Below are 22,772 nucleotides of genomic sequence, written 5' to 3'. Positions count from 1 at the left end.
CGAGCGGGGGAAGGTGCAGTTCGCCGGGTGCGCGTTGATCGCGCGTCCGCGCCAGCCGTGCCCCTGCAGCCGCGAAGCGCCTGGCCGCAACAGCCCGTCGGATCCCCGCTTGCGTGCCCGCCGTGGACCACGGATACCTCACCTCGATCTCCTGTCCGGGGCTGCGGGCATGATGGCGCTGGCCCGCTGGACCCACAAGCGGGCGTCGGATGACCCGATGGCGACCGTCGCGCTTGTTCCGGGCATCGCGCGGCGTGTCGCCGCGCGGGGCCATGGCGGGGCCGGGAAGCGTCGTCCTGGCGGCCGCGTGCCGTCGGTCTCACGTGGCCGGCGCGCAGGACGGCATTGCCCGCGCCGGGACGGGCGCGCGATCTAGCGGCCGAGCTCGACCACGCATTCGAACCCGCCGAAGATCATCCGCTTGCCGTCGAAGGGCATGTCGGCCGCCCCAGAGGCCATGCGCGGGTCCTCCATCATCTTCCTGGTGCCGGCGTCGCGCGTGGCCTTGTCCGGCCATTCGATCCAGGAAAACACCACGGCTTCGTCCGGTCCTGCCTGCACGGCGCGGGCGAAATCGGTGAGCTTGCCGGCGGGCACGTCGTCGCCCCAGCCTTCGATCACGCGCGTGGCGCCGCACTCGAGGAACAGCGGATCGAAGCTGCGGGCGTGCTCGATGAAGGCCTGCCGGTTGGCGGTGGCGACCGCGATCACGAATCCGTCGATGTAGGGCATGGGAGGCTCCTGGCTGGAGCGGCGACGCGCTGTCGCCGCGTGAAGGCGGCACGTCGCCCGCCTGTTCCAGGACGACGAAGCGACAGGGCGTAGATCGACAGGAGCCGTACAGCGAAGCCTGGGCCGCGGGATTCATCGCGCGTTGGGTTGCCCGCCGGCCCTCGCCCTACACTGGCATGCCCTTCCGTCGCGTCGCGATGCCGCGCCGCGCCACCCGCGGACGTCCCTCCATGCCCAAGCGTTGGTCCCTCGTATTCCTGGCGTGCCTGCTCCTGCTCGGCTGCCGTGCGCAGGAGGGCCAGGAGGCGGCCACCATGGAGGTCGCCAGTCCGGAGGAGGGCGGTGCGGTGAGCACCGCGCCGGTGCAGGTGGAAGAAGTCGGGCCGCCCGAGGTCGATGCGTCCGAGCCCGTGCCCGACGAGCCGGAAGGCATCGACTGGTCCGGGCTCGACCTCTCCCCCGGCCAGGCCTCGCTGAGCTGCGAGCTGGACTATGCGCGCGAGGGCGACGGCACCCCGCTGGCGGCCTTCGACGAGGAGTCGTTGACCTCGGCGCTCGAGGCCTGCGCGGAACGCGGCGTGATGCGCCTGCGCTATGAGGGCAAGGTCAACGCCGCGTTCGCCGCGATGATGCAGCGCGTGACCCACGTGGCCGAGGCGCTGGAGATCGACAAGCGCGTGCTCGACATCGATTCCAGCGGCGGCATGGTCGAGGACGCGATCCGTGCCGGCGACCGCATCGCCGAGTCGCGCTGGACCGTGTGGGTGCGCGAGGACGCGGTCTGCCACAGCGCCTGCGTGTTCATCCTGGCGGCCGGCGACATGCGCATGGTCAGCGGCCGCATCGGTATCCACCGGATCATCCGCATGAGTTCCACCGCGTCCACGCGCATGGAGCTCAACCGCGAGCTGCGCGTGGTCTACGACCGCGTGCGCGACTACCTCGAGCGCAACGGCGCCGCCACCGCGGTGGCCGACCTGATGATGGCCGTGCCCAACCGCAACCTGCGCCTGCTGACCGGCGAGGAGCTGGGCCTGTACGGGCTGGACGGCATCAATCCGGCCCAGGACGACTTGGACCGGCTGCGGCTGATGCGCAAGTGCGGCGAGGATTTCGTCTCGCGCCGCGACGCCTTCGTGCGCGCCTTCGACGCGCGCTGCAAGACGCGCAACGCCGACCTGGAGATGCTCAACAGCTGCGGGCTGGAGCTGCGCACGGACTACGGATTCCCCGACGAGTCCTGCCCCGCAGAGAGTCCGCTGTCCGAGTTCGACGCCCTGCTGGTGGCGGACAAGCCCGAACACATGGGCCGGCGCGCCCTGACGCCGGTGCAGGACGGCGCGCAGGGGGGGCAGGCCCGGCGCGAGGACGGCGCGGGCGAGGGCGCCGGCGGCGAAGCCGGCGCGCACTGACCGGTCGCCCGGCCGCCGCGTCAGGCGTCGGCCGTGGCGGGCGCCGCCGTGTCCCCGCTGTCGATGAACCCGCCCGACTGGCGGGCCCACAGCTGCGCGTACAGCCCGCCACCGGCGATCAGCCGGGCATGGACCCCCTGTTCGACGATCGCGCCCTGGTCCATCACCACCAGCCGGTCCATCGCGGCGATGGTGGACAGGCGGTGGGCGATGGCGATCACCGTCTTGCCTTCCATCAGCCGGTACAGGTTTTCCTGGATGACGGCCTCGACCTCGGAATCCAGCGCCGAGGTCGCTTCGTCCAGCACCAGGATCGGCGCGTTCTTGAGCAGCACCCGCGCAATGGCGATGCGCTGGCGTTGGCCGCCGGAGAGCTTGACCCCGCGCTCGCCCACGTGCGCGTCGTAGCCGCGGCGGCCTTCGCTGTCGGTCAACTCGAGGATGAACTCGTGGGCGCGGGCCTGGCGCGCCGCCTCGAGCATCTCGGCCTCGCTCGCATCGGGGCGGCCGTAGAGGATGTTCTCGCGCACCGAGCGGTGCAGCAGCGACGTGTCCTGGGTGACCACGCCGATCTGCGCGCGCAGCGTGTCCTGCTGCACGGTGGCGATGTTGGTGCCGTCGATCAGGATGCGCCCGCTCTCGCAGTCGTGGAAGCGCAGCAGCAGGTTGACCAGGGTAGACTTGCCCGCGCCCGAGCGGCCGACCACGCCGATCTTCTCGCCGGGACGCACGTGCAGGTCGAGATGGTCGATCACGCCGCCGGCCTTGCCGTAGTGGAAGCCCACGCCCTCGAAGCGGATGTCGCCGCGCGCGCGCGGCAGTGCCGGGGCGCCCGGGGCGTCGTCCACCGTCGGCGGCAGCGAGATCGAGCCGATGCCGTCGTGCACCGTGCCGATGTTCTCGAACAGCGCCGACAGTTCCCACATGATCCACTGCGACATGCCGAGGATGCGCAGCACCAGGGCCACCGTGACCGCGATGGCGCCGGCGCCCACCGCGCCCTGGTGCCACAGCCACAGGCCGAGCGCCACCGTGGCGAACAGCAGCGCCATGTTCATGGCGTACAGCAGGCTGTAGACGTGGGTGGCCAGGCGCATCTGCGGATAGACGGTGGCCAGGAAGCCGTCCATCGCCTCGCGTGCGTAGGCCTGCTCGCGCCGGGAGTGGGAGAACAGCTTGACCGTGGCGATGTTGGTGTAGCTGTCGACGATGCGCCCGGTCATCGCCGAGCGCGCATCGGCCTGCGCGCGCGAGATCTTCTCCATGCGCGGCACGAAGTGCTTCATCAGCAGCGCGTAGGCCGCGATCCAGGCCGCGAACGGCAGCATCAGGCGCCAGTCGGCGGCGCCGGCGACGGCCAGGGTGCCGACGAAGAACACCAGCACGTAGTTGCCGATGTCGAGCAGCTTGACCACCGTCTCGCGCACCGCCAGCGAGGTCTGCATCAGCTTGGTGGCGATGCGCCCGGCAAACTCGTCCTGGAAGTAGCCCATCGACTGGCGCAGCAGGTAGCGGTGCACGTTCCAGCGGATCCGCATCGGGAAGTTGCCGAGCAGGGTCTGGTGCTGGACCAGCGAGTTCAGCAGCACCATCGCCGGCAGCGCCAGCAGCACCAGCGCGCCCATCCACAGCAGGCGTGCGCCCTCGGCGTCGAGGAACGTGGCCGGGGTGGTGCTGCCGAGGCGGTCGACCAGCGAGCCGACATAGGCGTACAGCGCCAGCTCGGCCACGGCGATGCCGGCCGTGGTCAGCGCCATCAGCAACAGCCAGGACTCGGCGCCGCGCGTGTAGTGGCGGCAGAACGCGTAGAGCGAGCGCGGCGGCTGCGTCGGCGCGTCGGGCGGAAACGGATCGAGCCGGGATTCGAACCAGCGATACATGGCGTGCTGCAGGGCGGGGGAGCCGCCGATTGTCGCCGATCACACGTGGCGGTGCCGCAGGCATCCTTGCTCCGGCCCGTGCAGGCGACAGCAAGACGCGGCCGGAAGGCGCGGTGACGGCGTCGAGCGCCTGCGCGGACTCCCGATGGCCGCGTGTCGCTGCGCCTCCGCCCGGACAATGCGGGCTGCCGCATGGCCGTGGACCGGTCCGAGCTTGGACCGCAAGCGAAGTGCCGTGGCTCAGCGTCCTCCGCCTCCGCCTCCGCCACCACCGCCCCCCGAGAAGCCGCCACCGCCCCCGCCGGAGGAACTGCCGGGCGGCGTCGACGAGGACGCGATCTGCGAGGCCAGGCTGCCGCCGACCGCCCTGGTGAAGCTGCCGACGTCGCCGATCGAGCCACCGGTGCCGTGGTACCAGGCCATCGCCGATGTCGCGGCGGCGGCCGCCGCCGCGCCGACCGCGAGCGTGAACTTGCTTGTCCAGGCGTCTTCGACGTCCAGCGCGACCGCATAGGGCAGCAGCGCTTCGAAGCGGGCGGCGTCGAGCACGGGTTCCGCGCCGTCCGGACGCTCGCCCGGCCCCTGCAGGCGCTGCAGATCCTGCTTCTCCGCCACGCCCAGGTAGCGGTGCAGGCCTTCGATGTGGTCCAGCACGCGCCGTCCTTCCTGCGTGGGGGCGCGCACGAGGAACGCGAACACCACCACCACCGCCAGCATCGCCAGCATCGGCAGGAACGCGAACGGCAGCCCACCGCCGGTCTTGACCCCGAGCACGATGGCGGCGGCGCAGAACAGCACCAGCAGCAGGCACGCAATCGCGCTGCTGCCCGTATTGTTGTGGAACATGCTGCCGCTGAAACGGCGCTCGAGCGCCTTGCTGTGGGCACTGGTGGCGGCCTGCAGCAGCTGCGCGTTGTCCTTGTCCAGGTCCACCGCCTGGTGGCGGGCAAACAGCGTCCGCGCCAGTACCGCCTGGTCGCCGGCAGGTGCCGGGCCGGCCCGTTCCAGCCGCCAGTGGTCGCGCAGCAGGCCCTTGTCGCGCTCGATCCGCAGCGCGCCCGCCACCGCCAGCGACAGCACGTCGGCCGAGAAGCAGCGCGAGTCGTAGCCCATGCGGCGGATGAAGCGCAGCCCAGCCGGACTGATGCCGTCTGGCGGCTGGTAGCGCACGATCACGGTGCCCGGCGGCGGGTCGCGACCGACCTGGTGCCAGCGCACCAGGCAGTAGCCCGACACCACCAGCAGGCCGAGCAGCGCCACCAGCAGCGCGGCGTTGTCGGCAAGCAGCCAGCGCAGCGCCTGCGCGCGCGAGGGTGCCGTGACCACCCCCTTGGGGAAGGTGAGCAGGATGGTCAGGCCTTCGCCCGGCTGCAGCGGCGTCGCCAGCTGCCAGCGGGCCCGGCCCGGCGAGGGCGTGGATGCCGCGAAGCCGGCGCCGCGCGCGCCCTGCTCACCGGTCCAGCCGTCGACCTGGAGCACGGCGACGGGCACCGGCTGCGGCAGGCGGACGTCGACGCTGCCCGCGTCGATCGCGAACGCCCAGCCGGTGCCGATCGCGTTCCAGTACAGCTCGTCATGGCGGTCGAAGAAACCGAGCTGGCGGGTCGTGCGATAGCGCAGGATGTAGCGGTAGGTCGCCGGCACCGGCAGCAGGTCGTCATTGCCGGTGTTGACGCGCACGCCGTTCTGGCGGCGCTCGGTGAACCACGGTTCGGGGCGGCCGTCGCGCAATACCTCGAGCACCTCGAACCCGACCACGACGCGGTTGCCGTGCCGATCGCGGTAGCGGGTCGGGAAGTCGCGGTAGATGCCGCGCCGGACCTGTTCGCCCTCGGCGCGCACGCGGATCTGCTCGGTGACCTCGAGGCTGCCATCGGTGTTGACCGCCACGTCGATGTCGTAGGACTCGATGCGCTCGACCGCATGCAGCGGCAGCGCGCAGGCCGCCAGCAGCGCGCAGGCCGCGGCCAGTCGGAGCAGGGCCCTCACGGCAGCCGCACCCGGACCGGCGCGCGCTGCGCGTCGCCGGCCTCGAAGAAGTCTTCCGGCGCGAACCCGGCGGCGCGCGCGACCAGCAGGTCCGGCACGCGCTGGGTGGCGTCGTTGTAGTCGCGCACCGCGCCGTTGTAGAAGCGGCGCGCGTACTGCAGGTGCTCCTCGACGTCGACGAGGTCGCGCTGCAGCTGCGCGAAATTGCCGCTGGCCTTCAGTTCCGGATAGGCCTCACGCAGCGCGAACAGTCGGCCGATGGCCTGTTCCAGCGCGGCCTCCACCTCCGCCAGCCGCGGCCTGCCCGGTCCGGCGAGCGCCTGCGCGCGAAGTGCGGTCGCGGCCTCCAGCAGCGCCTGCTCGTGGCCCGCATAGGCCTGCACCGCCGCCACCAGCTGCGGCACCAGGTCGTGCCGCCGCAGCAGCTGCACGTCGATGTCGGCCCACGCCGTACGGACCTGGTTGCGCAGGCGCACCAGCCGGTTGAACACCAGCACCGCCCAGGCGGACAGGGCCAGCAGCAGGCACAGCAACAACAGGAACAGGGGGTGCATCCGGTCGGTTCCCCGCAGGTGGTCGGGCAGGACCATGGACGCGGCCGCCCGCCCGGACGTGACAAGGGTAGCGGACCGGCGGGCCATGCGGCGGCGGCGCTCACCGGGGCGGTCGGCGGGTGTCGTACACTCGGCCGCCCGACCCAATCGCAAGGCCCGATCGAACATGAACAGACTGCGCCTGTTGTCGAGCATCGCCGCCCTCGCCCTGTGCGGAAGCGCCCTGGCCCAGCAGCCTGCGCCGCAGCCGGCGCCCGCCGCCCAGCCGGCGATGGAGCAGCTGACGCCGGAGCAGCGGGCGGCATTGGCCAAGCAGGATGCCGACATGGGCCAGGCCGCCCTGCAGGTGATGCAGCTGGTGGACGGCAACCGCATCGGCGAGGTGTGGGACGGCGCGTCGGCCGCGATGAAGCAGATGGTCAACCGCGACGAGTTCATCAAGCAGGTCACCATCGACCGCAATCGCCTCGGCGCCGTGGCCTCGCGCGCCGCGCCCGAGGTGAGCCGCTCGCTGTTCCGCGCCGGCCAGCAGGTGCCCGAAGGGCTCTACATCAACGTCCGTTCGGCGACGCGTTTCGCCAACAGCGCCGAGCCGGTGCGCGAGCTGGTGTCGTTCCGCCTGGACGAGGACCGCGTCTGGCGCGTGTCGGGCTACAGCCTGCGCTGATACCGCGTGCGCCGCGTCCCTGCGGGACGCGGCGCCTGCCGGCCTCCCGACCACTTTCAGACGCCGGGTGGTGGCGCATCGGGCGGCAGCACCTGGCCGTCCACCAGTGCGAACCCCCCGTCGTCGCCGACGCGGTATCGCGCCCGGTAGCCGGGTCCGGCCTCCGCGCCGCGCCCGGTGTCTTCGCGGATCGCGAAGGCCTGGGTGTTCTCGATGTCGTAGTCGCGCCGGTACAGCAGCCCCATCGCGCCCACCAGCAGGTGGTCGACCAGCACGCCGTCGTCGCGGCGGGTGCTGAACAGCACGTCGTGGTGCGCCGGCTCGAGTTCGGTGCCGGTGTCCGCGCGCAGCAGCCAGACGTCGGCGGCGGAGGTCGATCCGATCCGGAACAGCTGCAACCCCTCCGGTGCGAGGCCGCGCAGGTCGGTGGTGCCGTCTTCCTCGTGGTAGGCGAAAACTCTGCGGTAAGCGCGGTCGAAGGCCAGCGGCGACTTCAGCGTGCGTGGACCGAACATCGACAGCACGCAACGGCCCACGTGCGCGTCGCTGCGCGGCGCGTCGTGCGCGTAGGCGAAGCCTTCGCGAAGCGGGAGTTCGAGCGAGACCAGGCTGGTGGGCAGGCAGCCCAGCGAACGCAGGGGCTTCGCTTCGCCGGTCTGCGCGGGCGCGGCCGCATCGGTCGCCGGCCCGCTGCAGGCGGCCAGCAGGCAGGCGAGCAGGCAGGTGGCGGCGGCAGGGCGCGCTCCGGCGCGGAAGACTCCAGGCATGCGTGCGTGGGGGATCGAGCCAGCCGCGATGATACGCCGCGCCTGCGCCCGTTTCGAAGGTGGCGGCGTGTCGCGGCTTCGCGAGGTGCGTCCGCATGGCGCGCGGCGATGCGCGGCCCTAGTCGGCGATGCCTTTCGCCTCGGAGGTGCCGAGCACTTCCGGGTGTGCGATCCGCCTCGGCGGGTGCAGCAACGGATGCGCGAACACCGCTGCCAGCAGCACCGCCACGCCGGCGTAGAACATCGGCGTCAGCTCGTGCTGCTCGCCGAGCAGGAGCATCGCCAGCACGATCGCGTAGACCGGCTCGAGGTTGACCGCCATCTGCGCCGAGAACGCGCTGATGTGGCGCAGCGCCACCAGCGACAGCGCGAACGGGAACAGGGTGCAGGCACCGGCCAGCAGCAACAGCCAGACCAGGTCGCTGACCGTTGGCAGCGCCAGCAGCGGGCCGGCGAACACCGGGAACAGCAGCGGCATCAGCGGTGCGAGCAGGGTCAGCGCCAGCGTGCCCGCGCCGAGTTCGAGCGCGGTGACGGTCAGCGGATCGCCGCGTTCGACCAGGCGCTTGTTGAGCGAGCCGAACATCGCCACGAACAGGGCCGACAGCGCGCCGGCCACGATCCCCGCGCGCATGTCCGCCGAAACACCGCCCGCCACCAGCGCCACGCCGGGCAGCACCAGGATGCCGAGCGCCAGCTCGCGCGGCGAGAACGCCCGTCCCGCGACCCGCGGCTCGATCACGGCGACGAAGACCGGCGCGAGCGCCATGCAGGTGGCGGCGACCGAGGCATTGGCCAGCTTGATCGCGCCGTAGAAGGTCAGCCAGTGCAGCGCGACCAGCACGCCGATGCCGGCATAGGCCAGCAGCAGTCGCCCGTGCATCGCGCGCAGGCCGCGCCACACGCGGGGCACCAGCGCCAGGGCCAGGGTCACCAGGCCCATCCGCCACCACACCAGCGGCAGCGCAGGCAGCGTGATCAGCTTGCCGAGGATGGCGGTGAAGCCCCACAGCAGCACGCACAGGTGGATCTGCCAGTGGGCCTTCGCGGTGGGGCGCATGGGACGGAGGGGCGGGGGAGGGCGGTCAGCATGCCTGCCGGCGCGGCGATCGTCACGGGCCGGATCAGTCGACCGGCTGCGCCACCAGCCAGTCGATCACCCGGCGCACCACCGCGCGCGGGCGGTGGTGCGCCGGATAGGCGATGTAGTAGGCGTAGCGACCGGGCATCGGATCTCCGGGCAGCCTCCGCAGCTGCCCGCTCGCCAGCCAGGGTGCGACGATGCGCTCGCGCGCGAGCGCCGCGCCCAGGCCGAGGGAAGCGGCCCGAAGCATGTCGGTGCTGTCGCTGAAGACGAACTGTTCGTCCAGGCGGCCGCTGCGCACGCCGTTGCTGCGGAACCAGTCGTGCCAGCCCTGGTGGCTGAGGTCGGCGACCAGCGGCAGGCGCAGGATGTCCTCGGGCTTTGCGACCGCATCGAGTCCCCGCATCGTCGGCGCGGCCACCGGAAACAGGGTCTCGTCCATCAGGTGCACCGCCGCCAGGCCGGGCCAGCGCCCCGGACCATGGCGGATGGCGAGATCCGGGCCGGCCTCGTCCAGGCGGGTCAGCGCGATCTCCGTGTCCACGCGCAGGCGCAGGTCCGGATGCGCGCGGGCGAACTCGGGCAGCTTGGGGATCAGCCAGGTATAGGCGAACGAGTGCAGGGTGGTGATGCGCACGGTGCGCGCGTCGTCGCGGCTGCGCAGGTCCTGCATGGCGCCGTCGAGATCGTGGATCGCGTTGTTGGCCACGTCGGCCAGGTGCCGGCCTTCCGCGGTCAGCGACACGCCGCGCGCATGCCGCTGGAACAGCGCCACGCCCATGCGCGCCTCCAGCTTGCGCACGTGGTGGCTGACCGCGCTCGCGGTCAGGTGCAGCTCGTCCGCGGCGTGGGCGAAGTTCTGGTGGCGGGCCGCGGACGCGAAGGCCACCAGGGCGGGCAACAGGTCGGAACGCAGGGTCATGCGAGCCACAAATCCGGTTTGTGCCTTGGCCAAAAAGTATGCGCTTGTGGCGACGGGGCGGACAAGGAGAATTCCGGTTTCCCCCACGGAGATCCGCACCATGTCCTCCCCCAATGTCGCTGCGGCACCGGTGCCGATGCGCGGCGAGGCCGCCTGGCTGACGCCGCTGGAGCTGTGCGTGCTCGGCGCCATCTGGGGCGCCTCGTTCCTGTTCATGCGGGTGGCGGCGCCCGACTTCGGCGCCGCACCGCTGGTCGAGGTGCGGCTCGCGCTAGGTTCGCTGGTGCTGCTGCCGTTCCTGTGGCGTGCGCGCGAGCGGTTCCCGGCGCGGCTGTGGCCGAAGCTTGCGCTGATCGGCGCGATCAACTCGGCGCTGCCGTTCCTGCTGTTCGCCTGGGCCGCGCAGCGTGCGCCCGCCGGCATCGGCGCGATCGCCAACGCGATGACCGTGCTGTTCACCGCGCTGGTCGGCTTCCTGTTCTTCGGCGAGCGTATCGGTACCCGTCGCGCGGTGGCGCTGGTCGCCGGCTTCGTCGGCGTGGTGGTGCTGGCCAGCGGCAAGGTCGCGGGCATGAGCGTGGGCGCCGCCGCGCTCGCCGGCGCAGCCGCGTCGCTGCTGTACGGCCTCGGCATCAACCTGGTGCGGCGCCACCTCGGTGGCCTGCCGCCGGCGGCGGTGGCCTCGGCCACGCTGGGCTGCGCGGCGCTGCTCACCCTGCCGCTGGCGATCGCGACCTGGCCGGCGCAGCCGCTGCCCATGGCCGGCTGGATCTCGGCGGCGATGCTGGGCGTGCTGTGCACCGGGATCGCGTTCGTCATGTACTACCGCCTGATCGCCCGCGTCGGCGCCAGCCGCGCCTCGACCGTGACCTACCTGGTGCCGCTGTTCGGCGTGGCCTGGGCCTGGTGGCTGCTCGACGAGCCGCTGACCTGGACAATGGCGCTGGCCGGCGCGCTGATCCTGGGCAGCGTGGCTTTCAGCCAGGGCGGCCGCCGCTGACTCCCTGCGCCCCGACCCCGCTGCCTTGAGCGGGGGGCGGGGCGGGCTTAGCCTGCGCTGCAGGCCATAACCCGGGAGGACGCGATGCGCTGGATCCGTGCAAGGAAATGGATGGTGGCCGCGCTGCTGGCGGCGACGCCGCCGCTGGCCCATGCGGGTGCACTCGCGATCGTCAACGCGCGCATCCTGCCCGCACCCGACGTCGCGCCCATCGAGCGCGGCACCCTGCTCATCCGCGACGGGCGGATCCACGCGCTGGGCGCCTCGATCGAGCTGCCGGAGGGCGTGGCGCGCATCGATGCGCAAGGCGCGACCGCGGTCGCCGGCTACTGGAACAGCCACGTGCACTTCATCGCGCCGCCGCTGTCGGAGGCCGCGAGCCGCCCGGCCGGAGAACTGGGCGAGGCGCTGTCGGCGCAGTACCTGCGCTGGGGGTTCACCACGGTCTTCGACCTCGCCTCCATGTCAGGCAACGCCATCGCGCTGCGTCGGCGGATCGAGGCGGGCGAGCTGGCCGGGCCAGCCATCCTCACCGTCGACGCGCCGTTCTATCCCGAAGGCGGTACGCCGATCTACGTGCTGGAATTCGAGGGCATGGGCGAGGCCGCGCGCGCCGACGAGGTCGCCACGCCGGTGCAGGCGGGCGAGCGCGCGCGGCGGCAGCTGGCGCAGGGCGCGGACGGGGCGAAGATCTTCGCCGGTGCCATCGTCGGCGGCGACACCGGCGTACTGCCCATGCCCGTTCCGGTCGCGCGCGCCGTGTCCGACGCCACCCATGCCGCCGGCAAGCCGGTGTTCGCCCATCCCACCAACCTCGAAGGGCTGCGCGCGGCGCTGGACGGCGGCGCGGACGTGCTGACCCATCCGGCGCCGCACGTCGGAACCTGGCCGCAGGACCTGCTGCGCGACATGCTGTCGCGCAAGATCGCGCTGGTCCCCACGCTCAGGCTGTTCGAGATCGAGCTGGACAAGGACGGCGCGCCGCCTGCGGTGAAGGCGGAGGTGATCGGAATCGCGCAGCGCCAGGTCGCCGATTACGCGGCCGCAGGCGGCGAGCTGCTGTTCGGCACCGACTCGGGTTACATCGACTGGTACGACACCCGCGACGAGCTGCGGATGATGGGCGAGGCCGGGCTGGACTGGCGGCAGATCCTGGCCAGCCTCACGACGGCGCCGGCGCGGCGCTTCGGCAGCGGTGACCGGCAAGGCCGGCTGGCGCCCGGGCAGGCGGCCGACGTGGTCCTGCTCGATGCCGATCCGCGCGAAGACGTCGCCGGCTTCGCCGCGGTCCGCGCCGTCTATCGCGACGGCCGCCGCGTGTATCCGCCCGCAGGCGCGGACTGACCGGCCGCGCGTCAGCCGCCGGGTCCGGGCATCGCGACGCGCCGCTGCTGCGCGCGTCCCAGCCAGATGCCCAGCGCGGCCCAGACCAGGGCCAGCGGCACCACCACCGCCACCAGCCCGCCCAGTGCGAGGCCCAGCCGCCCCAGTAGACCTTCGGTCTGCGCGCCGACCACGTCGCCGGCGCGATAGACGAAGGTGTCGATGAAGGCCTTGGCCTTGTACTTGTCCTCGCGGCTGATCACGGTGAACAGCGCTTCGCGCGCGGGCCGGGTGAGGCCGCGCTGCACCGCCCGGTTCGTGGCCTCGAGCAGGATCAGCACCGCGAACGAGCCGTAGACCGCCAAACCGATGAATCCCAGCGCGGTCGCCAGCGGCAGCGCGGCCAGCGCGACGGCCAGGCCGAAGCGGCGGATGATGTGGCCGGTGAGCGTGAGCTGCAGTACCAGCACCGCCACCTGGGTCCACATGTCGATGTTGCCGAGCAGTCCGGTGCGCGCGTCCAGGTCGCTTTCGGCCGCCGCCACCATCTGCAGCCGGGTGAAATAGATGAAGGTCGCGACGATGGTCATCGCCAGCACGTAGCCGGCGATGCCCATCAGGTAGGGCGAGGAAAACAAGGCGCGGAAGCCGCCCCAGGCGCTGCCGCCGATGCGGACCTCGCTGTCCCGCGCGTCGGCCGGCGTTTCCCGGGCGTAGGCCGCGTCGCTGCGGATCCGCACCAGAAGCCAGGCCAGGGCCACGGCCAGCAGCAGGAAGGCCGCGGCCACCAGCAGCAGCGCCGGCGTGCCCAGCGGTTCGGCCAGGCGCGAGGCCAGCCAGGGTCCGAAGATCGCACCGAGCGTGCCGCCCACTGCGATCAGCGCGAACAGCCGCTTGCCCTGGTCGCTGCTGAAACGGTCGGCCAGCAGCGCCCAGAACACCATGGTCACGAACAGGTTGAACACGCTGAACCAGACGTAGAACACCTGCCCGCTGCGCGCGCCCACCGCGCCGGGCGCGAACACCAGCAGCGACCAGAACCCCACCAGGCTCAGCGCGAAGAAGGCATAGGTCGCGGTAATGAAGTGCAGCCGCCGCAGACGGCTCACCAGCCAGCCGAACAGCGGATTCACCAGCAGGGTGACCACTGCGGTGCCGATGAACAGCCAGCGCACGCTGTCGATGCCGCGCTCCATGCCCAGCGCGTCGCGCGCCGGGCGCAGCATCATCAGCGCGGTGAGGATGCAGAAGAAGAACAGGCCGGCGACCAGCACCGGCGCCTGCTCGCCGCGGCGCAGGTTGAACAGGTTCCGCAGCGATTCGCGCACGGCCGGCGGCTCAGCCGAACATCGCCACGAGTTCGGCCTGCTGCGCTTCGCTCAGCAGCGGTCCGACCCCGCCCTTGAGGTTGTCGGCCTGGCGCTCGGGCTTGCCGGTCGCCGGGATCACCACGGTCACCGCCGGATGGCTGACGACGAACTTCAGGAACATCTGCGCCCAGGAGTCGACGCCCACCTCGGACGCCCAGCCCGGCAGGGGCTTGCCGCGCGTGGCGGCGAACAGCTTGCCGTCGTCGAAGGCGCGGTTGACCATCACAGCGATGCCCAGGTCCTGCGCCGCGGCGAACACCGTGCCCGCCGCCTGCGGCGCGTTGACCGAGTAGTTGATCTGGACGAAGTCGGGCTTTTCCGCCCGCATCAGGCGCACGGTGTCGGCGTGCCCGCTCTCCAGGTAGTGGGTGATGCCGATGTACCTGGCCTTGCCCTGCGCCTTGAGTTCGCGCGCATACGGCATCGCCTCGGCCATGTTGCGCAGGTTGTGCACCTGCAGCAGCTCGACACGGTCGGTACGCAGGCGGCGCAGCGAATCGGCCCACTGCGCCTCGAGCGCCGCGCGGCTGTCGGCGGCCAGCTTGGTGGCCAGGAAGCAGCGATCGCGCCAGCCGCCTTCGGCGAGCAGGGCGCCAACCACGTCCTCGGCGTTGGAATAGTTGGGCGAGGTGTCGATCACGCTGCCGCCGCCGTCGAAGAACACCTTCACCACGTCCTCGAGCGCCGCGAATTCGGCGGACTCCAGCGGCACCTCGTAGCTGCCGGAGGTGCCGACCCCGATCACCGGGATGCGCTCGCCGCTCGCGGGAATGGCGCGCGACAGCAGGGCGCCGCCCAGCGGCACGATGTCGGCGATCGCGCCGGTGGGCTTGGGCCGCGGCGTGGTCGGGTCGGGGCGGTCCTGGCTGCAGGCGCTGAGCGGCGCGAGCGCGAAGGCGGCGGCGGCGAGGCCGGAGCTGGCGATAAAGTCGCGGCGGCTGGTCATGGCGGATCTCCTGTGCGGGGGCAGGGCGCGGGTGCCCGAGAGGGTAGGCACAAGTTCCGGCACGAATCCAGTGACGGCGGTTGGCCGATGCGCCGCGCCAGTCGGCGCACCGCGATGTTGCGATGCGCAAGGCTGTGGGACGGCGGTGGTACAGGCGCGACGCGAACCTGTACCGGGACGTCGACGCAGCTCCGACTGCGTCAGTCGTCGCGCGCGCCCAGCAGCCGCAGCAGCTCCATCGCAGCAGCCGGATTACGCTCTTTCGCCGCGGAGATGAAAAAGACGAAGACGTCGCGGGCTGGCCCAGGCTGCGCAGGAGCGTCCAGCAGCGGCGGGTCATCCGGTGCGTCGCCGCCGGCCCAGGCGCGGGCGCGCGCCGCCCAGGCGCGCAGTTCCGGCACGGGATATCCAGTGGCGACATCCGCCCGCGCGCGCATCAGCCGGGCATAGACGAAGTCGGCGGTGGCGTCGGCGAAGCTGGGATGCTCGGGCGAGTCGGTGAACACTGTGGCCATGCCGTGGGCCCGGGCGAGGGCGACGTAGCCGGCATCGACGAAACCGCGATCGCGCACGTCCAGCACATGGCGCAGCGGCCGCCCGCGCGCCTGGCGCGGCAGCAGGTCGAGGAACGCGGCGAAGGCGTCGCGGTCGATGCGGACGCCGGCGTCGAACTGCCAGACCAGGGCGGCCAGCCGGTCGTCGAGTTCGGCGATGCCGCCGACGAAATCCTCGACCTGGGCGCCGGTGGCCTGCAGGGCGCGCGACTGGGTGATGCGCTTGGGTGCCTTGGCGGTGAACACGAAGCCAGGCGGCGTCTCGTCGCGCCACTTCGCATAGGTGGCCGGTTTCTGTGCGCCGTAGTAGGTGCCGTTGATCTCGATCGCCGACAGCTGCCGGCTGGCGTATTCCAGCTCGCGCCGCTGCACCAGGCCGGCCGGATAGAAGTTGGCGCGCCAGGGCGCATACGTCCAGCCGCCGATGCCGACGCGGATGCCGTCGACCGCCGGAACGCCCGCGTCGGGCAGGTCGAGGCCGGGGCCGGCGACCGCCTCGCGCGTGCTCATGCCTCGGCTGCCCAGGGATCGTAGCTGCCGAACCACCACAGATGGCCTTCCGGATCGCGACAGGAGTAGCCGCGCCCGCCGTAGCCCTGGTCGGCGATGTCCTGGACCACCCGCGCGCCCGCGGCGGTCGCCCGCGCGTAGTGGGCGTCGACGTCGCGCACGATCACGCAGGGGCTCTGGGTCTCGCGCAGCCCGGTCTCGTCCGGTTGCGCGATCTGCCGCCCCCATTCGCTCCGGTTGTCGGCGGAGCCGAGCATGACCATGCCGCTGCCGAAGGTCAGCTGGGCATGGAGCACAGTGTCGTTCTCGGCATACACCGCATGCTTCTCGAAGCCGAAGGCCTCGCACAGCCAGTCGATCGCCGCCAGCGCGTCGCGGTAGCGCAGGCAGGGGATGATGGTGCTGCCGGTGGTGGAACTCTGGTTCATGCGGTCTCCCTCGATTGCGATGGCGCCGGGTGCGCAGTGCGAAAGCTGCCGCGGCAGCAGACCGGCGTCTTGTAGATTCCGGCACTCATGCCAGCGCCACGTGCCGCGTCCATTCGCCGCGCCGCGCCAGCCAGGCGGTCGGCGTCATGCCGGAGAAGGCGCGGAATTCGTGCACCAGATGGGCCTGGTCGTGGAAGCCGCCATCGGCGGCGATGCCGGCCCAGTCTACCCGGCCATCGGTACGGGCCGCTGCCAGCGCCGCATGGAAGCGCTGCAGGCGCGCGTAGCGCTTGGGCGACAGGCCGACCTGCTCGCGGAACAGGGCGCCGAACCGGCGCGGCGACAGGCCGCAGCAGGCCGCGACGGCGTCGATGCGCTGCACCCCGGGCGCGGCGTCGAGCAGCCGCAGTGCGTGGGTGACGGCCGGATGCCGGGCAGCGCACGCGGCCTGCATGCGCTCACTTGCCCACTGCTCGAGCAGCCGCAGTCGCGCATGGGCGTTGGGCGCCGCGAGCAGGCCCTCGCGCAGGCTCCGCCCCTGGCCCGGCGCAAGCGCGTCCAGGTCGAGATGCGTCTCGGCGATAGCATCCATCCGCTCGCGGAACAGCGGCGCTGCGCCGCCGGGATGGAAGACGATGCCGACCACGCGCACCTGCTCCGCGGTGTCGATCAGGACGCTGCGCGAGGCGGGCGCGTCGAACGCGGCACCGGCGTTGCGCGTGCAGCGCAGGTGTTCGTCGTAGACGCGGGTCTCGTCCTCGTCGAGGTTGATCACCAGCTGCGCGGCCGCCGAGGGCAGGATGCGGTCGTAGGCATGCGCCTGGCGCGGCAGGTCGCAGTCCCAGAGCGAGGCGACCAGGCCTGACAGCGGTGCGGCGGGCGTGACGACCAGCAGTCCCATGTCCAGGCCACGGGGGGAGTGGGGGCCAGCCTACCACCGGGCGGCGCAGGGCCATCATGGCGTTCTCGCCGGCCGTACTGCCCGTTCGCGTCTTCACCGCGGTGTCGCCTGCCCCAGCGTGCGCCGTGCCCTCGCGCATGCTGGTCCGGCCGGGATTGCCAAGCCAGCCGGCGGCTTGCCGGTGAGCCGGGCCCGCGTACGCATCGCGCGCATGCGCGGGCCAGGCGCCTGCCATGGGCATGGCGTCGAGACGCCGTCGGCCTGGCCCGCAAATCCGGCGCGGCACCGCCGAGGGTGCGACGGCGGGCGCGTGCGTGAAGGCGCTACTGGATCGGTTCGTCCAGCAGCAGCTGCCGCGCGAAGCGTACCGGCGGCGCTCCCTGGGCGAGGATGCCGTCGTGGTAGGCCTTCATGTCGAACGCGGCGCCGGCCTTGGCTTCGGCCGCGCGCCGCGCATCGAAGTGTTCCTGCGCGCCGACGAAGTAGGTTGCCAGCTGGGTGGACGACAGCTGCGCGCGCACCCACTTGCCTTCGGCCTCGCTGGCCTGCTGGAAGGTCTGGCGCACCATCAGGTCCATCGCCTGCTCCTTGCTCCAGCCATCGACATGCACGCCCTGGTCGAGGATGGCGTTGCCCACCGAGCGCGCATAGAACTTGAGCTGCATCAGCCGGAACAGCGGATCGCCGTCGAGGTAGCCGGCATCGGCGAGGACGCGCTCGGTGTACACCGCCCAGCCCTCGGCGAACGGACCGGAGCGGAACACGGCGCGCAGCGTGGAGGGGTGGTTGGCCGAGTGCGCGCCTTCCAGGTAGTGGCCGGGCATCGCCTCGTGGATCGACAGCACGTGGATCATGTAGTCGTTGTACTCGCGCAGGAACGAGTCCACCTGCTGGTCGGTCCACTCGTCCGGGATCGGCGAGATCGCGTAGTAGGTGTCCAGTCCCTTGTCGAGCGGGCCCGGCGAGTCGCAGTAGGCCACGGCCACGCCACGCTGGAACTCGGGCATCAGGATGATCTTCACCGGATCGTCGGGCACGGTGACGATGTCCTTCCCGCGCACGAACGCGGTCGCGTGCTCGAGCGTCTGCCGCGCGAAGTCGACCACCTCGTCGCGCGCGGGACGCTGCGCGTAGGCGTATTCCATCGCCGCCTCGATCGCGGCCTGCTTCTGCGCCTCGCTGGGCGCCTCGGGCGTCGGCGGGGCGCCGTCGCGGCCCGCGAGCACCTGCCGCGCCACCGCGTACATCTCGTCGCGTACCCGCGCCAGCTCGGCCTCGGCGCGCGTGCGGATCTCCTGGCGCGACAGCGAAGAATTGAGCGAGTACCGCAGCTGCTGGTCGTAGCGCTCGGCGCCGATGCGGAATTCGCCCCGGGCGTTCGGTGCCAGGGTCTCGTCCAGCCAGCGCTGGTGTGCGTCCACCGCTTCGCGCAGGCCGGCGACGGCGGCTTCCAGGCGGCCGCGTGCAGCGCCCTGCAGCTGGCCCGCATTGGGCGTGATGAAGGTGTCCACCAGCGCCAGCACGCCGCGGTTCTGGCGCGCCACCGTTTCGGCATGGGTGCGCGGCACGCGCGCCGGGTCGAGGTTAGCGCGCGCCTGCGCCAGCAGCCCCGGCAGCTTCTCCATGCGCGCGGTCGCCGCCTCGAGGCGCGCGGGCAGCGGTGCGAACTCGCGCGCCATCAGGCTGTAGATGGCGCCTCCGGCCAGGCTGCTGTAGACCAGCGGGTCCCAGGCCCAGGCCTGGAACTCGCGGCTGTTCCAGAGCGCGGATTCGAGCTGGTTGCGCAGGATCCGCGCGTCGACCTGGTGCTCGCGCGACAGCGCCGCCAGGTCGATGGACTCCAGTTCGGCGAGGTAACGCTGGTTGAACGCGTCGGCACGGGCGCGACCGGCTTCCGAAAGGTCGTCCAGTTCGGCGTCGAAGCGGTGGTCGCCGATGCCGGTGGCCGCCACCGGCGACAGCGCCATGGCCTCGTCGAGATAGCGGCGCGACAGGCCGGCGAACGCGGCGTCGGCCTGCGACTGCACCTGCGCGCCGGCCCGTCCGGTGTCGCTGGCGGCCGGGGCCTCGCCTCCGTACATGACCAGCATGGCGGCGGACAGGGCGGCGGCGAGCAGGGAAGGGCGCATGGCGTCGGAGGCATCGAAGGGAGGCGTGCAGCATAGCGCCGCGGGTTGGCGGGCGGCGCGTGGGCAGGTTCGGTCCGGCGACCCGTGCCGGAAGTCATGTCCGCCCGGCCGGCGATGCCGACTATGCTGCAACGGTTGTCCGGACAGTGGAGCGGTGGTGATGCAGCGACGTGGATTCCTGGCCCTCGGCGGCCTCGTGGCCGGTAGCGCGATGCTGCCGCCGCTGCTGATGGGACGCGCCATCGCGGCCGAGCAGCTGCTGGAGGCCATCGACCCGGCAAGGAAGAAGCGGCTGGCCGATGCCGCCCTGCAGGCCGCGACCGACGCCGGCGCCAGCTACTGCGACGTGCGCATCGGCCGCTACCTGCGCCAGTCGCTGCTGACCCGCGAGCACCGCGTGGAGAACGTGGCCAACGAGGAATCCGTCGGCGTGGGCGTGCGCGTGATCGCGGGCGACGCCTGGGGCTTTGCCGCCACCAGCCGGCTGGAGCCGGATGCAGTGGCGGCCGCCGCGCGCCAGGCCGTGGCGATCGCGCGAGCCAACGCCCGCATCCAGTCCGAGCCGGTGCGGCTGGCGCCCGCGCCGGGTGTGGGCGAGGTGGCCTGGCGCGCGCCGATCGCGCGCAACGGCATGGAGGTGCCGATCCGCGACAAGCTCGACCTGCTACTTTCGGTCAACGCCGCCGCGCTGGAAGCCGGCGCGAGCTTCGTCAACTCGCGCATGTTCCTGGTCAACGAGCAGAAGTACTTCGCGTCTACCGACGGCTCCTACATCGACCAGGACGTGCACCGGATCTGGGTGCCGTTCACCGTGACCGCGATCGACCAGGCCAGCGGCAAGTTCCGCACCCGCGACGGCCTGTCCGCGCCGATGGGCATGGGCTACGAATACCTCGACCCCGATCCGTCGCAGCGCTTCGAGCTGCCGGGTGGGGTAGTGGCCTACGGCAGCGCCTACGACATGCGTGCCGACGCCGTCGCCGCCGCCCGCCATGCGCGCGAGAAGCTCAAGGCGCCCTCGGTCAAGCCCGGCCGCTACGACCTGGTCATCGACCCGAGCAACCTGTTCCTGACCATCCACGAGAACGTCGGTCACCCGTTGGAGCTCGACCGCGTGCTCGGCTACGAGGCCAACTACGCCGGCACCAGTTTCGCCACGCTCGACAAGCGCGGCGAGTTCCGCTGGGGCAGCGACATCGTGAGCTTCGTCGCCGACCGCACCCGCCCGGGCAGCCTGGGCGCGGTGGGCTACGACGACGAAGGCGTGAAGTGCAAGCGCTGGGACCTGGTGCGCGACGGCATCCTGGTCGACTACCAGTCGATCCGCGACCAGGCCCATATCCTGGGCAAGACCGAGTCGGACGGCTGCTGCTATGCCGACTCCTGGTCGAGCGTGCAGTTCCAGCGCATGCCCAATGTCTCGCTCTCGCCCGGGAAAACGCCGCTGACGGTGCCGGAGATGATCTCCGGCGTGGAGAACGGCCTGTACATCCACGGCCGCGGTTCCTACTCGATCGACCAGCAGCGCTACAACGCGCAGTTCGGCGGCCAGCTGTTCTTCGCCATCCGCAACGGCGAGGTGCAGGAACTGGTGGAGGATGGGGCCTACCAGATCCGCACGCCCGAGTTCTGGAACGCCTGTTCGGGCATCTGCGACGAGCGCGATTTCCGCCTGGGCGGCTCGTTCTTCGACGGCAAGGGGCAGCCTTCGCAGGTCTCGGCGGTGTCGCACGGCGCGAGCACGGCGCGCTTCGACGGCCAGAACGTGATCAATACCGCACGTTCGCTGGGCTAGGCCCGGCGGAGGATGGTCGCTGCACGGCGGGCGGCGCGCCGACCCGTGCCGAAAGTCATTTGCACCTTCGACGCCGCGGCGTCGAGAATCGGGGTTCCACCGGCGCCGCGCGCTGCCGGAAGCCGGAGCGGCAGCGCTGCGGACACACAACGGAGAGACGGCCTTGCAACGACGTGATTTCCTGGCCCTTGGTGGCCTCGGCATGGGCAGCCTGGCGCTGCCGTCCTGGCTCGGCAAGGCGATCGCCGCCGAGCAGCTGGTCAGCACGCTCGACGTGTCGATCAAGAAGCAGCTCGCCGACGCGGCGCTGCAGGCGGCGCGCTCGTCCGGCGCCAGCTACTGCGACGTGCGCATCGGCCGCTACCTGCGCCAGTTCGTGATGACCCGCGAGGACAAGGTCCAGAACGTGGTCAACACCGAATCCACCGGCGTCGGCGTCCGGGTGATCGCCGACGGCGCCTGGGGCTTCGCCGCCACCAACGGCCTGACCAGCGACTCGGTGGCCGAGGCCGCGCGTCGCGCCACCGCCATCGCCAAGGCCAACGCCAGGGTGCAGACCGCGCCGGTCCAGCTGGCGCCCGCGCCCGCCCATGGCGAGGTGTCCTGGAAGACGCCGATCCGGCGCAACGCGATGGAAGTGCCGGTCAAGGACAAGGTGGACCTGCTGCTGTCGGTCAACGCAGCGGCCACCAACGCCGGCGCCAGCTTCGTCAACTCCACCCTGTTCCTGGTCAACGAGCAGAAGTACTTCGCCTCCACCGACGGTTCCTACATCGACCAGGACGTGCACCGGATCTGGGCGCCGATGACGGTTACCGCCATCGACAAGGCCACCGGCAAGTTCCGCACCCGCGAGGGCCTGTCCGCGCCGATGGGCCTGGGCTACGAGTACCTCGACGGCGATGCCTCGCAGAAGTTCGTCACCCCCAACGGCGTGGTCAACTATGGCCAGTCCTACGACATGCTCGAGGACGCCGTTGCCGCGGCGAAGCAGGCGCAGGAGAAGCTCAAGGCGCCGTCGGTCAAGCCCGGCCGCTACGACCTGGTGCTAGACCCCTCGCACACCTGGCTGACCATCCACGAGAACGTCGGCCATCCGCTGGAGCTCGACCGCGTGCTCGGCTACGAGGCCAACTACGCCGGCACCAGCTTCGCCACGCTCGACAAGCGCGAATCCGGCTTCCGCTACGGCAGCGAGATCGTCAACCTGTTCGCCGACAAGACCCAGCCGGGCAGCCTCGGCGCCGTGGGCTACGACGACGAGGGCGTGAAGACCAAGCGCTGGGACCTGATCAGGGACGGCGTGCTGGTCGACTACCAGACCATCCGCGACCAGGCCCATATCCTCGGCAAGACCGAGTCCGACGGCTGCTGCTACGCCGATTCCTGGTCGAGCGTGCAGTTCCAGCGCATGGCCAACGTCTCGCTGGCGCCGGGCAAGCAGAAGCTCTCGCCGGCGGAGATGATCAAGGACGTCGAGAACGGCATCTACATCATCGGCGACGGCTCGTTCTCGATCGACCAGCAGCGCTACAACGCCCAGTTCGGCGGCCAGCTGTTCTACGAGATCAAGAACGGGCAGATCACGCGGATGCTCGAGGACGTGGCCTACCAGCTGCGTACGCCGGAGTTCTGGGCGGCCTGCTCGGCGATCTGCGACGAGAGCGACTACCGCCTGGGCGGCTCGTTCTTCGACGGCAAGGGCCAGCCGGGCCAGGTCTCGGCGGTCTCGCACGGATCGAGCACGGCGCGTTTCAACGGCATCAACGTCATCAACACCGCGCGTTCGCTCGGCTGACGGCACAGGAG

19 protein-coding genes are annotated in these 22,772 nt (G+C 71.5%); 6 read left to right on the top strand and 13 right to left on the bottom strand.

The window, feature by feature from the left end; genetic code table 11:
- Positions 1-372 precede the first annotated feature (372 nt).
- Positions 373-732 (bottom strand): DUF1428 domain-containing protein, encoded by a 360-nt coding sequence (locus ACFQ2D_RS04280; RefSeq protein ID WP_280940720.1) that lies wholly within the window; start codon positions 730-732, stop codon positions 373-375.
- Between the two features lie 230 nt (positions 733-962).
- Here ACFQ2D_RS04280 and ACFQ2D_RS04275 point away from each other — a divergent pair, with 230 nt between their 5' ends.
- On the top strand, positions 963-2,144 hold the full coding sequence (locus tag ACFQ2D_RS04275) for a hypothetical protein (protein ID WP_280940721.1): 1,182 nt from the start codon (positions 963-965) through the stop codon (positions 2,142-2,144).
- Positions 2,145-2,164: 20 nt separating this feature from the next.
- Here the strand turns inward: ACFQ2D_RS04275 and ACFQ2D_RS04270 are convergent, their stop codons facing one another.
- The 3 genes from ACFQ2D_RS04270 to ACFQ2D_RS04260 form a co-directional block, all read right to left on the bottom strand.
- Positions 2,165-4,024 carry an ABC transporter ATP-binding protein gene (locus ACFQ2D_RS04270; protein ID WP_280940722.1) on the bottom strand — a complete coding sequence of 620 codons (1,860 nt, stop codon included), beginning with the start codon at positions 4,022-4,024 and terminating at the stop codon, positions 2,165-2,167.
- Positions 4,025-4,264: 240 nt separating this feature from the next.
- Positions 4,265-6,013: a DUF2207 domain-containing protein gene (locus ACFQ2D_RS04265; protein ID WP_280940723.1), complete on the bottom strand. Its 1,749-nt coding sequence runs from the start codon at positions 6,011-6,013 to the stop codon at positions 4,265-4,267.
- Positions 6,010-6,567, bottom strand: coding sequence for a LemA family protein (locus ACFQ2D_RS04260; protein ID WP_280940724.1), 558 nt, complete (start codon positions 6,565-6,567; stop codon positions 6,010-6,012). The genes ACFQ2D_RS04265 and ACFQ2D_RS04260 overlap by 4 nt, the downstream gene beginning before the upstream one ends.
- A gap of 166 nt (positions 6,568-6,733) precedes the next feature.
- Here ACFQ2D_RS04260 and ACFQ2D_RS04255 point away from each other — a divergent pair, with 166 nt between their 5' ends.
- A complete protein-coding gene (locus tag ACFQ2D_RS04255; protein WP_280940725.1) occupies positions 6,734-7,234 on the top strand; it encodes a DUF4019 domain-containing protein in 501 nt (166 codons plus the stop codon).
- 56 nt (positions 7,235-7,290) lie between these two features.
- Here ACFQ2D_RS04255 and ACFQ2D_RS04250 read toward each other — a convergent pair whose 3' ends face one another.
- The 3 genes from ACFQ2D_RS04250 to ACFQ2D_RS04240 all read right to left on the bottom strand — a co-directional run bounded on the left by ACFQ2D_RS04250 (position 7,291) and on the right by ACFQ2D_RS04240 (position 10,007).
- Positions 7,291-8,001, bottom strand: a complete 711-nt coding sequence (locus tag ACFQ2D_RS04250; RefSeq protein ID WP_280940726.1) for a hypothetical protein — start codon at positions 7,999-8,001, stop codon at positions 7,291-7,293.
- Positions 8,002-8,119: 118 nt separating this feature from the next.
- The gene (locus ACFQ2D_RS04245) at positions 8,120-9,061 is read right to left on the bottom strand and encodes an EamA family transporter (RefSeq protein ID WP_280940727.1); all 942 of its coding nucleotides are present in this window, start codon (positions 9,059-9,061) and stop codon (positions 8,120-8,122) included.
- A 64-nt stretch (positions 9,062-9,125) separates the two neighbouring features.
- Positions 9,126-10,007 carry a LysR substrate-binding domain-containing protein gene (locus tag ACFQ2D_RS04240; protein ID WP_280940728.1) on the bottom strand — a complete coding sequence of 294 codons (882 nt, stop codon included), beginning with the start codon at positions 10,005-10,007 and terminating at the stop codon, positions 9,126-9,128.
- A gap of 100 nt (positions 10,008-10,107) precedes the next feature.
- On the opposite strand from ACFQ2D_RS04240, the gene ACFQ2D_RS04235 reads away from it, so the two are divergent.
- Together ACFQ2D_RS04235 and ACFQ2D_RS04230 are read left to right on the top strand one after the other, a co-directional pair.
- Positions 10,108-11,007 carry a DMT family transporter gene (locus ACFQ2D_RS04235; RefSeq protein WP_280940729.1) on the top strand — a complete coding sequence of 300 codons (900 nt, stop codon included), beginning with the start codon at positions 10,108-10,110 and terminating at the stop codon, positions 11,005-11,007.
- Positions 11,008-11,091: 84 nt separating this feature from the next.
- A complete protein-coding gene (locus ACFQ2D_RS04230) occupies positions 11,092-12,351 on the top strand; it encodes an amidohydrolase family protein (RefSeq protein ID WP_280940730.1) in 1,260 nt (419 codons plus the stop codon).
- Between the two features lie 11 nt (positions 12,352-12,362).
- On the opposite strand, the gene ACFQ2D_RS04225 is transcribed toward ACFQ2D_RS04230, so the two are convergent.
- From ACFQ2D_RS04225 to ACFQ2D_RS04200, 6 genes are all read right to left on the bottom strand, one after another.
- Entirely contained in the window at positions 12,363-13,658 is a 1,296-nt protein-coding gene (locus tag ACFQ2D_RS04225) for an NTP/NDP exchange transporter (protein ID WP_280940731.1), read from the bottom strand.
- A 10-nt stretch (positions 13,659-13,668) separates the two neighbouring features.
- Positions 13,669-14,646, bottom strand: a complete 978-nt coding sequence (locus tag ACFQ2D_RS04220; protein ID WP_280940732.1) for an aldo/keto reductase — start codon at positions 14,644-14,646, stop codon at positions 13,669-13,671.
- Positions 14,647-14,846: 200 nt separating this feature from the next.
- Positions 14,847-15,710 (bottom strand): DUF72 domain-containing protein, encoded by an 864-nt coding sequence (locus ACFQ2D_RS04215; protein ID WP_280940733.1) that lies wholly within the window; start codon positions 15,708-15,710, stop codon positions 14,847-14,849.
- Positions 15,707-16,138 carry a VOC family protein gene (locus ACFQ2D_RS04210; protein WP_280940734.1) on the bottom strand — a complete coding sequence of 144 codons (432 nt, stop codon included), beginning with the start codon at positions 16,136-16,138 and terminating at the stop codon, positions 15,707-15,709. Before ACFQ2D_RS04210 ends, ACFQ2D_RS04215 begins: the two co-directional genes overlap by 4 nt.
- Before the next feature lie 85 nt (positions 16,139-16,223).
- The gene (locus ACFQ2D_RS04205; protein WP_280940735.1) at positions 16,224-17,039 is read right to left on the bottom strand and encodes a helix-turn-helix domain-containing protein; all 816 of its coding nucleotides are present in this window, start codon (positions 17,037-17,039) and stop codon (positions 16,224-16,226) included.
- A 323-nt stretch (positions 17,040-17,362) separates the two neighbouring features.
- The gene (locus ACFQ2D_RS04200) at positions 17,363-19,168 is read right to left on the bottom strand and encodes a DUF885 domain-containing protein (RefSeq protein WP_280940736.1); all 1,806 of its coding nucleotides are present in this window, start codon (positions 19,166-19,168) and stop codon (positions 17,363-17,365) included.
- Positions 19,169-19,328: 160 nt separating this feature from the next.
- On the opposite strand from ACFQ2D_RS04200, the gene ACFQ2D_RS04195 reads away from it, so the two are divergent.
- Both ACFQ2D_RS04195 and ACFQ2D_RS04190 read left to right on the top strand, forming a co-directional pair.
- The gene (locus tag ACFQ2D_RS04195; protein WP_280940737.1) at positions 19,329-20,963 is read left to right on the top strand and encodes a TldD/PmbA family protein; all 1,635 of its coding nucleotides are present in this window, start codon (positions 19,329-19,331) and stop codon (positions 20,961-20,963) included.
- Positions 20,964-21,126: 163 nt separating this feature from the next.
- Positions 21,127-22,761 (top strand): TldD/PmbA family protein, encoded by a 1,635-nt coding sequence (locus ACFQ2D_RS04190; RefSeq protein ID WP_280940738.1) that lies wholly within the window; start codon positions 21,127-21,129, stop codon positions 22,759-22,761.
- Positions 22,762-22,772: the final 11 nt, after the last annotated feature.

Source organism: Luteimonas composti, assembly GCF_042678665.1.
In the GTDB taxonomy this organism is placed as follows: domain Bacteria; phylum Pseudomonadota; class Gammaproteobacteria; order Xanthomonadales; family Xanthomonadaceae; genus Luteimonas; species Luteimonas composti.
The sequence above is the reverse complement of the archived record's forward strand: the minus strand, read 5'-3'. Positions and strand labels throughout refer to the sequence as shown.